Here is a 14066-nt window from a genome sequence, read left to right on the forward strand (position 1 = left end):
CCGGCACCTGACGACGGACGAACCGCCCACCTACACGCGCGGCACGGCGCCCCGGGGCGGCCGTGCCGGCACCTGACGACGGACGAACCGCCCACCCACACGCGCGCGGCACGGCCCCGTTCCGGCAGACGGTCCCGCAGCCCGCGGGCACGGCCGCGTTGTCGGCTCCGGCCGTTAGGCTCGCCGCATGGCTGTCAACACGACCCCGCAGTCCCCTCTGCCCGTAGGCGAGGTGTCGCGGCTGATCGGGGGCTGGATCGACCGGCTCGGTGCGGTGTGGGTCGAGGGGCAGATCACGCAGCTGTCGCGCCGGCCCGGCGCCGGCGTCGTGTTCCTCACGCTGCGCGACCCGTCGTACGACATCTCGGTCAGCGTGACCTGCTACCGCCAGGTGTTCGACGCGGTCGCGGACGTCGTCGGCGAGGGCGCCCGGGTCGTCGTCCTGGCGAAACCCGAGTGGTACGCACCCCGGGGCCAGCTGTCGCTGCGCGCCACCGAGATCAAGCCGGTCGGGGTCGGCGAGCTGCTGGCCAGGCTGGAGCAGCTGAAGAAGGCGCTCGCGGCCGAGGGACTGTTCGCGCCGGAGCGCAAGAAGCCGCTGCCGTTCCTGCCGCAGCTGATCGGCCTGGTCTGCGGCCGGGCCTCCGCCGCGGAGCGTGACGTGCTGGAGAACGCCCGGCACCGCTGGCCCGCCGTCCGCTTCGAGGTGCGCAACGTGCCGGTGCAGGGGGTGCACGCCGTTCCGCAGGTCGTGCAGGCCGTCAAGGAGCTGGACGCGATCGACGACGTGGACGTGATCATCGTCGCGCGCGGCGGCGGCAGCGTCGAGGATCTGCTGCCCTTCTCCGACGAGCAGCTGGTGCGGGCCGTGGCCGGATGCCGTACGCCCGTGGTGTCGGCGATCGGGCACGAGCCGGACAATCCGCTCCTGGACCACGTCGCCGACCTGCGCGCCTCGACGCCGACCGACGCGGCCAAGAAGGTCGTGCCGGACGTCGGCGAGGAGCTGGAACGGGTGCGGATGCTGCGGGACCGGACCCGGCGCTGCGTGGCCGCGTTCGTGGAGCGGGAGGAACGCGGGCTGGCGCACGCGCTGGCACGGCCCTCGATAGAGGATCCGCACCGGATGCTCGACGAGCGCGCCGACCACGTGTCCTCGCTGCTCGACCGCGGCCGGCGGACCTTGGGACATCTGCTGGACCGCGCGGACTCGGAGCTGACGCACACGCACGCGCGCGTGGTGGGTCTGTCCCCCGCGGCGACGCTCCGGCGCGGTTACGCGGTGCTGCAGCGGGCGGACGGGCACGTGGTGCGCGATCCGGCCGAGGTGACGGCGGGCGAGGCGCTGCGGGCCCGTGTCGCCGACGGCGAGTTCACCGTGACGGCGGGCGAATGACGAGCACGGTCGAACCGGGCGGACGACGGCCATGACGAGCACGGTGAAGCCGGGCGGATGAGGTCCATGACGGACGAACAAGGTGAAGCCGGGCGGACGACGACCATGACGGACGAGCAAGGTGAAGCCGGGCGGACGACGGCCATGACGGACGAGCAAGGTGAAGGCGGGCGAGGGACGAGCATGACGAGCAAGGTGGACGAGGCCCTGTCGTACGAGCAGGCGCGCGACGAGCTGATCGAGGTCGTACGGCGGCTGGAGGCGGGCGGTACGACGCTGGAGGAGTCCCTGGCGCTGTGGGAGCGCGGCGAGGAGCTGGCCAAGGTGTGCCGGCGCTGGCTGGAGGGCGCCCGCGCCCGGCTGGACGCGGCGCTGGCCGAGGAGGAGGCGGGTGAGGCGGCCGAGGGGGGCGGCGAGTAGGCCGGGGCGCCGCCCCGGCGGCCTGTGAAGCCGATCACCACCCCCCAGCTTTAGTTGAAGCTTAAATCTAAAGGGGCGTAGGGTCGGTGACGTCAGCCGGTCCCGGCACCGCGGACCGGACGCGCATCCGAGGAAGTCACGCATGTCTCTCGTTCTTGACCCCGCTGCCCAGGACCTGCTGTTCCGCGAGGCCCGTACCGCGAACACTTTCACCGACGAGCCGGTGACCGAGGAGCAGGTCCAGGCGATCTACGACCTGGTCAAGTACGGCCCGACCGCCTTCAACCAGAGCCCCCTGCGCGTCACCGTGGTCCGTTCCGCGGAGGCCCGCGAGCGCCTGGTGGGGCACATGGCCGAGGGCAACCGGGCGAAGACCGCCGCCGCCCCGCTGGCCGTCATCCTCTCCGCGGACAACGAGTTCCACGAGGAGCTGCCGGCGCTGTTCCCGCACTTCCCGCAGGCCAAGGACGTGTTCTTCAGCGAGCGTCCGGCCCGTGAGAGCGCCGCCGCGCTGAACGCCGCGCTGCAGGCCGCCTACTTCATCGTCGGCGTCCGCGCCGCCGGCCTGGCCGCCGGCCCGATGACCGGCTTCGACTTCGAGGGCGTGCGCAAGGAGTTCCTGGACGACGACCACACCCCGCTGATGGTCGTCAACATCGGCCGCCCGGGCCCGGACGCCTGGTTCCCGCGTTCGCCGCGCCTGGCCTACGAGGACGTCGTCACGACCGTCTGACGGCGCCCGCACGGCACGAGAGGGGGCCCCCGGCGCACTGCCGGGGGCCCCCTCTCGTGCCGTGCGTGGCCGCCGCGTGCGGCTCACTCCAGCTTCAGCGCCGCCACCATCGTCGTCAGCTCCTGGTAGGAGCCGGTGCCGGCCACCACCGTCGTGGAGCCGGGGGTGTCCTGCAGGACGAGGGCGTCGTACCGGCCGCCGGTGCAGCGGGTCCAGGTGCGGCCGTCGATCCGCTCGCTCCGCTTCGTCTCCGACCCGCCCTGACTGGCCTGGTCGATGAAGTCGGCCCGCTTCTGCCGGGACTGCTCGATCTGCACGTACTGGCCGTCCGGGCTCTGGAAGCCGAGGTGCCAGCGGTCGGACTTCTCGCCCTGGTAGCGCACGGAGGTCGCCTTCCAGGTGTCCGGCAGCCCCTCGGGCGCGGCCACCGGATAGCTCGCCGCGCGGCGGGCCGTGAGCAGCTCGACGCGGTAGTCGACCCGCTTGAGGTCGGGGGCGTGATCGTCACGCGGGATGCTGAGGAAGTAGACGACCGCCGCCGCGACACCGATCAGGGCCAGGGAGAGGATCATGTCCCGGGCCGTCTTCTGCTTGCCGTTCGAACCTGCCACGCCCTCTATCGTCGCAGGTGCCCGGGGCGCTCATCCGTGGGGTCCCCTGCTCATTTTGTCTGCCTAACGATAGAGTCGGGTCCAAGACCCTCATCCGGCCGTCGTCGTATCAGAAAGGTGCGCTCCGATGACCGAAAATCATCACCTGCCGTCCGAGCTCGATGTTCCCTCCGAGGCTCCGGACCGCAACCTCGCCCTCGAACTCGTCCGGGTGACCGAAGCCGCCGCGATGGCCGCGGGCCGCTGGGTGGGGCGCGGTGACAAGAACGGCGCGGACGGCGCCGCGGTGCGCGCCATGCGGACCCTCGTCTCCACCGTCTCGATGAACGGCGTGGTCGTCATCGGCGAGGGTGAGAAGGACGAGGCGCCGATGCTCTTCAACGGGGAGCGGGTGGGCGACGGCACCGGCCCCGAGGTCGACATCGCCGTCGACCCGATCGACGGCACCACGCTGACGGCCAAGGGCATGCCGAACGCGATCGCCGTCCTCGCCGCCGCCGAGCGCGGCGCGATGTTCGACCCGTCCGCCGTGTTCTACATGGACAAGCTGGTCACCGGCCCCGAGGCGGCCGAGTTCGTCGACATCGACGCGCCCGTGGCCGTGAACATCAAGCGGATCGCCAAGGCGAAGAAGGTCACACCGGAGGACGTCACCGTCGTCATCCTCGACCGGCCGCGGCACGAGGGCCTGATCCGGGAGGTCCGGGAGGCCGGCGCGCGCATCAAGCTGATCTCGGACGGCGACGTCGCCGGGTCGGTGTACGCGCTGCGCGAGGGCACCGGCGTCGACCTGCTGCTCGGCATCGGCGGCACCCCCGAGGGCATCATCTCCGCGTGCGCCGTCAAGTGCCTGGGCGGGACCATCCAGGGCAAGCTGTGGCCGAAGGACGACGAGGAGCGGCAGCGGGCGATCGACGCCGGGCACGACCTGGACCGGGTGCTCACGACGGACGACCTCGTGTCCGGGGAGAACGTCTTCTTCGTGGCGACCGGCATCACCGACGGCGAGCTGCTGCGCGGGGTCCAGTACCGGCCCGAGAAGGCGCTGACCGAGTCGATCGTGATGCGGTCGAAGTCGGGGACGGTCCGCAGGATCGACTCCGAGCACCGGCTGAGCAAGCTGCGGGCCTACAGCGCGATCAACTTCGACCGGGCCAGGTAGCGCCTGCCGGGGCGCCCCCGGTGCGGAGGGGGCGCCCGCCTTGCGGTGCTAACCCGCCATGCGGTCGGCCGCCGGCCGTGCCGCCTTCTTCAGTTCCATCTCCCGGCGGCGGCGCCTCGCCAGGACCACCCGGCGCTCGGCCGCCGTGAGGCCGCCCCAGACTCCGTAGGGCTCAGGCTGGAGAAGGGCGTGTTCACGGCACTCGACCATGACCGGACAGCCCGAGCAGACCCGCTTGGCCGCCTCCTCGCGGGACAGCCGGGCGGCGGTCGGCTCCTTGGACGGGGCGAAGAACAGCCCGGCCTCGTCGCGCCGGCACACCGCCTCGGTGTGCCAGGGCGCGTCCTGATCCCTGTCTCGCGCTGGCACCCGCGGGGCCGGAACGGCGGCTACCTGCAGGGACGAATGCGGCGATTGCAGCACGGTCTACTCCTGACGACGGCTTCGCGAGCGAGAGACGATGCAGCAAGCCCTACCCGCTGTGCGCGCGCCTATGCACAGAGTTCCCGCCCGCGGGCGCGCGGCGGCTCGTTCACTCCCCCGCCCCGAGCCGGCCGCCGGGGCCGGCGCCCTCGCGCCGCCGCCCCGGTTCGCGTCCGTCAGTGCCCCAGGTGCTTGCGCAGCTTCCGGTCGACCTTGTCCTGCACGCGCTCCAGGATGTCCGCCACCAGCTTGCCGCGCCTGGGCCGCGCCTCGACGTTGCCGAGGACCGCCCAGCCGTCGACGTAGACGACCGGCGCGCCGGGATCCACCGAGTCCAGCGGGCTCACCTCGAAGTTGCCGAGCACACCGCCGCCGGTGCCGCGCAGCGAGATGTTCTCCGGGACGCGGATCTGGACGTCGCCGAAGACGGAGACCGCCTTGATCACCACCTGCTGGTACTCGAAGATCGCCTCGCTGAGGTCGATCTCCACACTGCCGAAGATCGCGTAGGCGTGCAGCCGGCGCCCGGCGCGCCAGCGGCCCCGGCGCATCGCGCTGCTGAACACGGCGACCACGTTGGCGTCGGCCTCCACCGGGACCGCGCCCGGGTCAGGGCGCGGCGGGACGGGCGTGTAGGCGGGGGCGGCCGGGCCCCGGTGGGCCGCGGGCAGGTCCCGGATGAACACCTCCAGCTCACCCACCGTCTTGGCGCTCAGCACGCCGTCCACGCGCTCGGCGTGCTCGTCGGCGGTCAGCCGGCCCTCGGCCAGGGCCTCGCGGAGGATGTCGGCGACCCGGTCCCGGTCGGCGTCCGAGGCACGCAGCTCGGTCGTGGGCGCGGGGGCGGTCTGCTTGTGAAGGTCCACGGCAGCAGCGTACCCACACACGATAGATCGCGACACCCCTGCCGTCGGCCGGGCCCGGTCCGTCTACTGAGCCCTACCTCACAAGTCCGCCGCCGACGGCAGGTCCTACGCTGGTGGGGCCCGCCAGCGTCGGCGGGCAGCCGTCCGTAGAGTGAGGAATGGGCTGCGATGCCTGAGTTCGCGTACACCGATCTGCTCCCCCAGGGAGAGGACACCACCCCCTACCGGCTGGTCACGTCCGAGGGCGTCTCCACGGTCGAGGGGCCGGACGGGCGGACGTTCCTCAAGGTGGAGCCGGAGGCGCTGCGCAAGCTGGCCGAGGAGGCCATCCACGACATCCAGCACTACCTGCGGCCCGCCCACCTGGCTCAGCTGCGGCGCATCATCGACGACCCGGAGGCGTCCGGCAACGACAAGTTCGTCGCGCTGGACCTGCTGAAGAACGCCAACATCGCGGCGGCCGGCGTGCTGCCGATGTGCCAGGACACCGGCACGGCGATCGTGATGGGCAAGCGCGGCCAGAACGTGCTGACCGAGGGCGCGGACGAGAAGCACCTCTCGCACGGCATCTACGACGCCTACACCAGGCTCAACCTGCGCTACTCGCAGATGGCTCCGCTCACCATGTGGGAGGAGAAGAACACCGGCTCCAACCTGCCCGCCCAGATCGAGCTGTACGCGACCGACGGCGGCGCCTACAAGTTCCTGTTCATGGCGAAGGGCGGCGGCTCGGCCAACAAGTCCTTCCTGTACCAGGAGACCAAGGCCGTCCTGAACGAGACCTCCATGATGAAGTTCCTGGAGGAGAAGATCCGCTCGCTCGGCACGGCCGCCTGCCCGCCGTACCACCTGGCGATCGTCGTCGGCGGCACCAGCGCCGAGTACGCGCTGAAGACCGCCAAGTACGCCTCCGCGCACTACCTGGACAACGCGCCCACCGAGGGTTCGCCGCTCGGTCACGGCTTCCGGGACAAGGAGCTGGAGGAGAAGGTCTTCGAGCTGACCCAGAAGATCGGCATCGGCGCGCAGTTCGGCGGCAAGTACTTCTGCCACGACGTCCGTGTGGTCCGCCTCCCCCGGCACGGCGCCTCCTGCCCGGTCGCCATCGCCGTCTCCTGCTCGGCCGACCGCCAGGCCGTCGCGAAGATCACCGCGGAGGGCGTGTTCCTGGAGCAGCTGGAGACGGACCCGGCGCGCTTCCTGCCGGAGACGACCGACGAGCACCTGGACGAGGCCGGTGACGTGGTCAGGATCGACCTGAACCAGCCGATGGAGACGATCCTCGCCGAGCTGACCAAGTACCCGGTCAAGACCCGGCTGTCCCTGACCGGCCCGCTGGTCGTGGCCCGTGACATCGCGCACGCCAAGATCAAGGAGCGGCTGGACGCGGGCGAGGAGATGCCGCAGTACCTGAAGGACCACCCGGTGTACTACGCCGGTCCGGCGAAGACCCCCGAGGGGTACGCGTCCGGTTCCTTCGGTCCGACGACGGCCGGCCGCATGGACTCCTACGTGGAGCAGTTCCAGGCCGCGGGCGGGTCGAAGGTGATGCTCGCCAAGGGCAACCGCAGCAAGCAGGTCACCGACGCGTGCGACACCCACGGCGGTTTCTACCTCGGCTCCATCGGCGGCCCGGCCGCCCGTCTCGCCCAGGACTGCATCAAGAAGGTGGAGGTCCTGGAGTACGAGGAGCTGGGCATGGAGGCGGTCTGGAAGATCGAGGTCGAGGACTTCCCGGCGTTCGTCGTCGTGGACGACAAGGGCAACGACTTCTTCCAGGACCCCGCACCCCAGCCGACGTTCACCTCGATCCCGGTGCGGGGGCCGGGGCTCGCGTAGCGCGTCCCGGCTGTCACCGGTGGCCCGGCCGGCCAGGGGGCCGGGCGGGTGACCGGGGGCCGGGAGGCCCGCGGACACGGCGGCGGCCGTCGCGACAGCGGCGGCCGCGCCTTCGATGCTGGTCCCGACGCGTTTCGGGACACCTCCCCGCGGCCGGGTCCGTACTGACGGGCGGTCGGACGGGGAATACGCGTGCCGCGACGACCGCTCACGCTTCCGGAGGTACGACGATGACGACCGAAGAGCCCCAGTACCGGACCGAGCACGACTCGATGGGTGAGGTCCGGGTCCCGGCCCATGCCAAGTGGCGGGCGCAGACACAGCGCGCCGTCGAGAACTTCCCCGTGTCCGGGCAGCGCATCGAGCGCGCGCACATCGAGGCCCTCGCCCGCGTCAAGGCGGCGGCGGCGAAGGTGAACGCCGAGCTGGGCGTGCTGGACAAGGACGTCGCCGAGGCGATCCAGGAGGCGGCCGGCGAGGTCGCCGCAGGCACCTGGGACGACCACTTCCCGGTGGACGTGTTCCAGACGGGGTCGGGGACCTCGTCCAACATGAACACCAACGAGGTCATCGCGACCCTGGCGACCGAGCGGCTCGGCCGGGACGTGCACCCCAACGACCACGTCAACGCCTCGCAGTCGTCCAACGACGTCTTCCCGTCCTCCATCCACATCGCGGCCACCGCCGCGGTCACCCACGACCTCGTCCCGGCCCTGGAGCACCTCGCCGCCTCCCTGGAACGCAAGTCCGCGGAGTTCGCCGACGTGGTGAAGTCCGGACGTACGCACCTGATGGACGCCACGCCGGTCACGCTCGGCCAGGAGTTCGGCGGCTACGCGGCCCAGGTGCGCTACGGCGTCGAGCGGCTGCGCGCCTCGCTGCCCCGGCTGGCCGAGCTGCCGCTGGGCGGCACGGCGGTCGGCACCGGCATCAACACCCCGCCCGGGTTCTCGGCCGCCGTCATCGCGGAGGTCGCCCGCGCCACCGGGCTGCCGCTCACCGAGGCCCGCGACCACTTCGAGGCGCAGGGCGCCCGCGACGGCATCGTGGAGACCAGCGGGCAGCTGCGGACGATCGCGGTCGGCCTGACGAAGATCGCCAACGATCTGCGCTGGATGTCCTCCGGGCCGCGCACCGGCCTCGCCGAGATCCGGCTGCCCGACCTCCAGCCCGGTTCCTCGATCATGCCGGGCAAGGTCAACCCGGTCGTCCCCGAGGCCGTGCTGATGGTCGCCGCCCAGGTCGTCGGCAACGACGCCACCATCACCACGGCCGGCGCCGCCGGGAACTTCGAGCTGAACGTGATGCTCCCGGTCATCGCCAAGAACGTCCTGGAGTCGATCCGGCTGCTCGCCAACGTGTCGCGGCTGCTGGCCGACCGGACGGTGGACGGCATCACCGCCGACCGCGAACGCACCCGCGAGTACGCCGAGTCGTCCCCGTCCGTGGTGACCCCGCTCAACAAGTACATCGGCTACGAGGAGGCCGCGAAGGTCGCCAAGAAGTCCCTCGCCGAGCGGAAGACGATCCGCGAAGTCGTCCTGGAGGGCGGGTACGTGGAGCGCGGCGACCTGACACCGGAGCAGCTCGACGAGGCGCTGGACGTGCTGCGGATGACGCACCCGTGACGGGGAGCGAACGTTTCCGGCCACCCCCGCCCGCCGTGATCCGCACCGCAGCGTCGTATGCCCGTGGCACCTAATATCTGTCCATGACGGACGACGGAGCGATGACACGAGTGGCGGGTGGACCCGCGACGCACTGGGCCCCCGGCACCCCCATCCTGTGGCGCTACCGGGAGAACGGGGGCCCGCGCTTCCACATCGCCCGGCCCGTCACCGTCGTGCGCGACGACGCCGACCTGCTCGCCGTGTGGCTGGCCCCCGGCACCGAGTGCGTGAAACCGGTCCTGGCCGACGGCACACCCGTGCACCAGGAGCCGCTGGAGTCCCGCTACACCAGGCCGCGCTCCGTCCAGCGGGACCGCTGGTTCGGCACGGGCGTGCTGAAGCTGGCCCAGCCCGGCCGGCCCTGGTCGGTGTGGCTGTTCTGGGAGCCGGGCTGGCGGTTCAAGAACTGGTACGTGAACCTGGAGCAGCCGCTCGCCCGCTGGACGGCCGGCGTGGACTCCGAGGACCACTTCCTCGACATCTCCGTGCACCCGGACCGCAGTTGGCACTGGCGGGACGAGGACGAGTTCGCGCAGGCCGAGCGGGACGGGCTGATGGACGCGGCGACCGCCCGCCGCGTGCGGGAGGCGGGCCGGGAGGCGGTGGAGGTGATCCGCGCGTGGGGCCCGCCGTTCTCGGACGGCTGGCAGCACTGGCGCCCGGACCCCTCATGGGCGGTACCTTCTCTCCCCGAGGACTGGGACCGCACACCCGCGCACATGTCCTCATGAGACCCTTGATAGGTCCCAGGGCAAGAAACGTAGGATCGTCCTCCGCAAGGGGCGTTAGCGCAACTCCCGGCGTACCTGCCGGGCTTGACCGATCGTCACCGAGGGGCGGCAGGACGTGAGCGAGGGGTACGAGGGCGGCACCACCGCGGAGTGCGGCGGCTGCACGAACGGCCGGGGAACAACCTCCGACCCCGCGGGAATTCCGTTCCTGGGGCACGTATTGCGGGTATCGGGACTTCGGCGGGACCAACTGTGCGCCCGGCGCACCCGGCGCACAGCCCCGGACGGACGGATGCGACACGCGTGACGGAGCAGCCCACCTCCTTCGGACGCCCCCAGCCGGGCGTCGACCCCGCGGAGGCCCGCGGGGCGCTCCTGCGTACCTCGAAACAGCTCGGCAACCCGGCCTTACCCGCGCAGGCCCGGGCCGAGTCGACGCCCTCGGGCCCGGGCACGGCCACGCCCCGTGGCAAGGGAAAGGACGGCATGGGGAAGGAGCACCCGGTGGGCGGCGCCGAGCATTCCCAGCCCGCCACCACCGAACCCATGGAAGCGCCTCCCGCGCGGGCGAAGCCGGGCGTGGGAGACCATCGCCCGCGCCCGCCGGAGGGCATCCCCACGCAGCCCGGCGCCGAGCAGGAGCGGGCGACGGGCGGTGAGGAGCGCCGTACCGGGCGGGGACTGCCGCCCGGGCGTCCGATGCCCATGCGGCGGGACGGGGACCGGCTCAGGTTCGTGGGCGCGGCCACCCGGCGGATCGCCCGCGGGATAGACCTGGACGAGATCGTGATGGGGCTCTGCCGGGCGACCGTGCCGACCTTCTCGGACGCGATCCTGGTCTACCTGCGCGACCCGCTGCCGGTCGGCGACGAGCGGCCCACCGGCCCGGTGGTGCTGCGGCTGCGCCGCACCGACCGGATACCGGAGGAGCGGGACACCGAGGGGGTGCTGCTGCCGGCCGCGTTCGAGCCGGATCCGGAGCCGTCCGCGCTGGCGGACCTGTCGACGCTGACCACCGAGCTGTGCGAGGTCCGGCCGGGCGGCGCGCTGAACGAGGTGCTGCGCGGGGTCCGGCCGGTGTTCGCCGACGCGCCCGCGGCCCGGGCCGCGCTGCCCGAACTGCTCGGCGAGGGCGGTGAGGCCGTCGTACCGGGCGGACAGCACGCGATCCTCGCCCCGCTGCGCGGCCGGCGCCGGGTGATCGGCGCCGCCCTGTTCCTGCGCCGCCCGGAGCGGTTCGCCTTCGAGGCGGACGACCTGCTGGTGGCCGCCCAGCTGGCCACGCACAGCGCGCTCGGCATCGACAAGGCGGTGCTGTACGGCCGCGAGGCCTACATCGCCGACGAGTTGCAGCGCACCATGCTGCCCGAGACGCTGCCCCGGCCGACCGGCGTGCGCCTCGCCTCGCGGTACCTGCCGGCGGCGGAGACCGCGCGGGTCGGCGGCGACTGGTACGACGCGATCCCGCTGCCGGGCAGCCGGGTCGCGCTGGTGGTCGGTGACGTGATGGGCCACTCGATGACCTCGGCGGCGATCATGGGCCAGCTGCGCACCACCGCGCAGACGCTGGCCGGGCTCGACCTGCCGCCGCAGGAGGTGCTGCACCACCTGGACGAGCAGGCGCAGCGCCTGGGCACCGACCGCATGGCGACCTGCCTGTACGCCGTCTACGACCCGGTCACGCACCGGATCACGATCGCCAACGCCGGGCATCCGCCGCCGGTGCTGCTGCACCTGGGCGGCCGGGCCGAGGTGCTGCGGGTGCCGCCGGGCGCGCCGATCGGCGTCGGCGGGGTGGACTTCGAGGCGGTCGAACTGGACGCGCCCGCCGGGGCCACGCTGCTGCTCTACACCGACGGGCTGGTGGAGTCCCGGCTGCGGGACGTGTGGACGGGCATAGAGCAGCTGCGGGAGAAGCTCGCCGCGACCGCGCAGCTGACCGGCCCCGACCATCCGCCGCCGCTGGAGGCGCTGTGCGACGAGGTGCTGGACATGCTCGGGCCGGGCGACCGGGACGACGACATCGCGCTGCTCGCGGCCCGGTTCGACGGGATCGCGCCGAGCGACGTCGCGTACTGGACGCTGGAGCCGGAGGAGACGGCCCCCGGACAGGCCCGCCGGCTGGCCCGGCGGGCCCTGGCCCGCTGGAACCTGGAGGAGCTGACCGATTCGGTGGAGCTGCTGGTCAGCGAGGTCGTGACGAACGCCGTGCGGTACGCGTCGCGGCCGGTGACGCTGCGGCTGCTGCGCACGGACGTGCTGCGCTGCGAGGTGGGCGACGACGTGCCGCAGTTGCCGCGGCTGCGGCAGGCCCGGGCCACGGACGAGGGCGGCCGCGGCCTGTACCTGGTCAACAGGCTGGCCCGGCGCTGGGGCGCGACCCGGCTGAGCACCGGCAAGGTGGTCTGGTTCGAGCTGAACCGGGGCTGAGCGGGTTCGGCTGACGACGCCGAAGGGGCGCCCGGAGTGATCCGGGCGCCCCTTCGGGTGTGCGCCTACCGGTCCTGCTGCTCCAGCTGGTCGAGGCCGCCGTCCGGGTCGGGGTCGAGCGGGTCCTCCGTGCCGGGTGACGTCGGCGGTGTGCTGGAGGGTGTCTGCGACGGCGTCTGGGAGGGGGTCTGGGACGGCGTCTGCGACGGGGTGTGCGACGGCGTCCGCGACGGGGACTGCGACGTGCTGGGCGGCGCGCTGCTCGGCGTCTGCGACGGCGTCCGGGACGGGGTCTGCGTCCACGACGGCGTCTCGGTCGGCTCGACGGCCGCGCCCTGGGTGGTGTCCAGGTCGAACTTCGCCTTCTGGGTGACGCCGAAGGTGTATCCGGCCCAGATCTGGGCGGGGTAGCCGCCGCCGTTGATCCGGCCCGGGGCCGGCAGGCCGGTCGCCCACCGCATGGTCACGTGGGCCTTGGTCTTCGGGTCCTCGCCGAACAGGCCGACGGAGGTGACCAGGTCGGGGGTGTAGCCGGTGAACCAGGCCGACTTGTTCTCGTCGGAGGTACCGGTCTTGCCCGCCACCTGCTGGCCGTCGCGCAGCGGGTTGCTCGCCACGGACGTCTTGGCCGTGCCGTCGTCCACCACGCCGGTGAGCACCGAGGTGACGGTGTCGGCGGCCGTGCGGCTGATCACCTGGCCGCCGACCGCGTCCGGGATGTCGGCCGTACGGTCCTTCTTCTCGGCCGACTTGAGGATGCTCGGGGTCACCTTGTAGCCGTGGTTGGCGAAGGTGGCGTAGATCCCGGCCATCTCCAGCGGGCTTGCGCCCATCGAGCCGAGTGTCTGGGCGGGGACCGCCTGCATGCCCTTGGTGTCCATGCCGAGCTTGCCGGCGGTGCTCATCACCTTGTCCATGCCCACGTCGACGCCCATCTGCGCGAAGACGGAGTTGACGGACTTGTTCATCGCCTGCTGCACGGTGATGTCGTCGTAGTCGACGTCGTCCTCGTTCGGCGGGGCGAAGCCGACCTTGCTGCCGTGGTCCAGGACCTGGCGGCGGCTGGTGCCGTCGTAGAGGGTGTCCGCGGTGATGGGCTTGCCGTCCTGGGTGGTGGCGTTCTCCTCCAGCGCGGCGGCGAGGATGACCGGCTTGAACGTGGAGGCCGGCTGGTAGTCCTTGCGCGTGGCGTTGTCGTAGTAGTGCTCGTAGTAGTTCTGGCCGCCGTAGAGCGCGACGATCTTCCCGGTCCTGGGGTCGACGGAGACCGCTCCGGGCTGGATGGCGCCGTCGACCTTGCGCTTCTTCTTGTCGAGCTTGCTCGTCAGCTCGGTCTTGACGGCCTTCTCCAGCGCCGCCTGCCTCTTGCGGTCGATGTTGAGGGTGATGGTCCAGCCGTTCTCGACGACCGCGCTCTCGGCCTGCGACTGCGTCAGGCCCTGCTCCGCCATGAGCTGGTGTTCCAGCTGCTGGTTGGCCAGCTCGACGAGGTAGCCCTTCTGTCCGTCGAGGCCGGGGGCGCCCTTGGGTTCCTCGATCTTGGGGAACCGCATGGCGTCCCGTTCGGCCTTGGGCAGCCAGCCCTCCTCGACCATGTTGTCCAGGACGTAGTTCCAGCGCGCCGTCACCAGCTTCTTGCCGGTGGGGCTGGCGACCGCCCAGTCGTACTGGCTCGGCGCCTGCAGCAGCGCGGCGAGGTAGGCGCCCTGCCGGACGGTGAGTTCCTCCGCGTCGACGTGGAAGTACGCCTGGGCGGCGGCCTGGATGCCGTAGGCGTTGCGGCCG

Annotated in this window: 12 protein-coding genes; 8 read left to right on the top strand and 4 right to left on the bottom strand. The window is 72.1% G+C overall.

Features of this window, described 5'->3' with window-relative positions:
- Positions 1-187: 187 nt before the first annotated feature.
- The 3 genes from xseA to GT045_RS27675 all read left to right on the top strand — a co-directional run bounded on the left by xseA (position 188) and on the right by GT045_RS27675 (position 2549).
- Positions 188-1396: an exodeoxyribonuclease VII large subunit gene (xseA, locus tag GT045_RS27665; RefSeq protein WP_161335839.1), complete on the top strand. Its 1209-nt coding sequence runs from the start codon at positions 188-190 to the stop codon at positions 1394-1396.
- A 183-nt stretch (positions 1397-1579) separates the two neighbouring features.
- A complete protein-coding gene (locus GT045_RS27670) occupies positions 1580-1816 on the top strand; it encodes an exodeoxyribonuclease VII small subunit (protein WP_161335841.1) in 237 nt (78 codons plus the stop codon).
- A 142-nt stretch (positions 1817-1958) separates the two neighbouring features.
- The gene (locus tag GT045_RS27675) at positions 1959-2549 is read left to right on the top strand and encodes a malonic semialdehyde reductase (RefSeq protein WP_161335842.1); all 591 of its coding nucleotides are present in this window, start codon (positions 1959-1961) and stop codon (positions 2547-2549) included.
- An 83-nt stretch (positions 2550-2632) separates the two neighbouring features.
- Here GT045_RS27675 and GT045_RS27680 read toward each other — a convergent pair whose 3' ends face one another.
- Complete coding sequence (locus GT045_RS27680; RefSeq protein WP_161290976.1) at positions 2633-3160, bottom strand: DUF4245 domain-containing protein; 528 nt, start codon at positions 3158-3160, stop codon at positions 2633-2635.
- A gap of 127 nt (positions 3161-3287) precedes the next feature.
- Here GT045_RS27680 and glpX point away from each other — a divergent pair, with 127 nt between their 5' ends.
- Positions 3288-4322 (top strand): class II fructose-bisphosphatase, encoded by a 1035-nt coding sequence (gene glpX, locus GT045_RS27685; protein ID WP_161290974.1) that lies wholly within the window; start codon positions 3288-3290, stop codon positions 4320-4322.
- Between the two features lie 48 nt (positions 4323-4370).
- On the opposite strand, the gene GT045_RS27690 is transcribed toward glpX, so the two are convergent.
- Complete coding sequence (locus tag GT045_RS27690) at positions 4371-4745, bottom strand: WhiB family transcriptional regulator (protein ID WP_161290972.1); 375 nt, start codon at positions 4743-4745, stop codon at positions 4371-4373.
- Positions 4746-4921: 176 nt separating this feature from the next.
- A complete protein-coding gene (locus GT045_RS27695; RefSeq protein ID WP_161290970.1) occupies positions 4922-5611 on the bottom strand; it encodes a DUF1707 and DUF2154 domain-containing protein in 690 nt (229 codons plus the stop codon).
- A gap of 168 nt (positions 5612-5779) precedes the next feature.
- Here GT045_RS27695 and GT045_RS27700 point away from each other — a divergent pair, with 168 nt between their 5' ends.
- From GT045_RS27700 to GT045_RS27715, 4 genes are all read left to right on the top strand, one after another.
- Entirely contained in the window at positions 5780-7450 is a 1671-nt protein-coding gene (locus GT045_RS27700) for a fumarate hydratase (protein WP_161335844.1), read from the top strand.
- Between the two features lie 230 nt (positions 7451-7680).
- Positions 7681-9078 (top strand): class II fumarate hydratase, encoded by a 1398-nt coding sequence (locus tag GT045_RS27705; RefSeq protein ID WP_161287694.1) that lies wholly within the window; start codon positions 7681-7683, stop codon positions 9076-9078.
- Between the two features lie 83 nt (positions 9079-9161).
- Positions 9162-9851 carry a DUF402 domain-containing protein gene (locus GT045_RS27710; protein ID WP_202529089.1) on the top strand — a complete coding sequence of 230 codons (690 nt, stop codon included), beginning with the start codon at positions 9162-9164 and terminating at the stop codon, positions 9849-9851.
- Between the two features lie 303 nt (positions 9852-10154).
- A complete protein-coding gene (locus GT045_RS27715) occupies positions 10155-12281 on the top strand; it encodes a SpoIIE family protein phosphatase (RefSeq protein WP_161335845.1) in 2127 nt (708 codons plus the stop codon).
- Positions 12282-12346: 65 nt separating this feature from the next.
- Here GT045_RS27715 and GT045_RS27720 read toward each other — a convergent pair.
- A partial coding sequence (locus tag GT045_RS27720) for a transglycosylase domain-containing protein (protein WP_161335847.1) occupies positions 12347-14066 on the bottom strand: 1720 nt, incomplete at its 5' end.

Origin of the sequence: Streptomyces sp. SID486 (assembly GCF_009865385.1) — a bacterium.
In the GTDB taxonomy this organism is placed as follows: domain Bacteria; phylum Actinomycetota; class Actinomycetes; order Streptomycetales; family Streptomycetaceae; genus Streptomyces.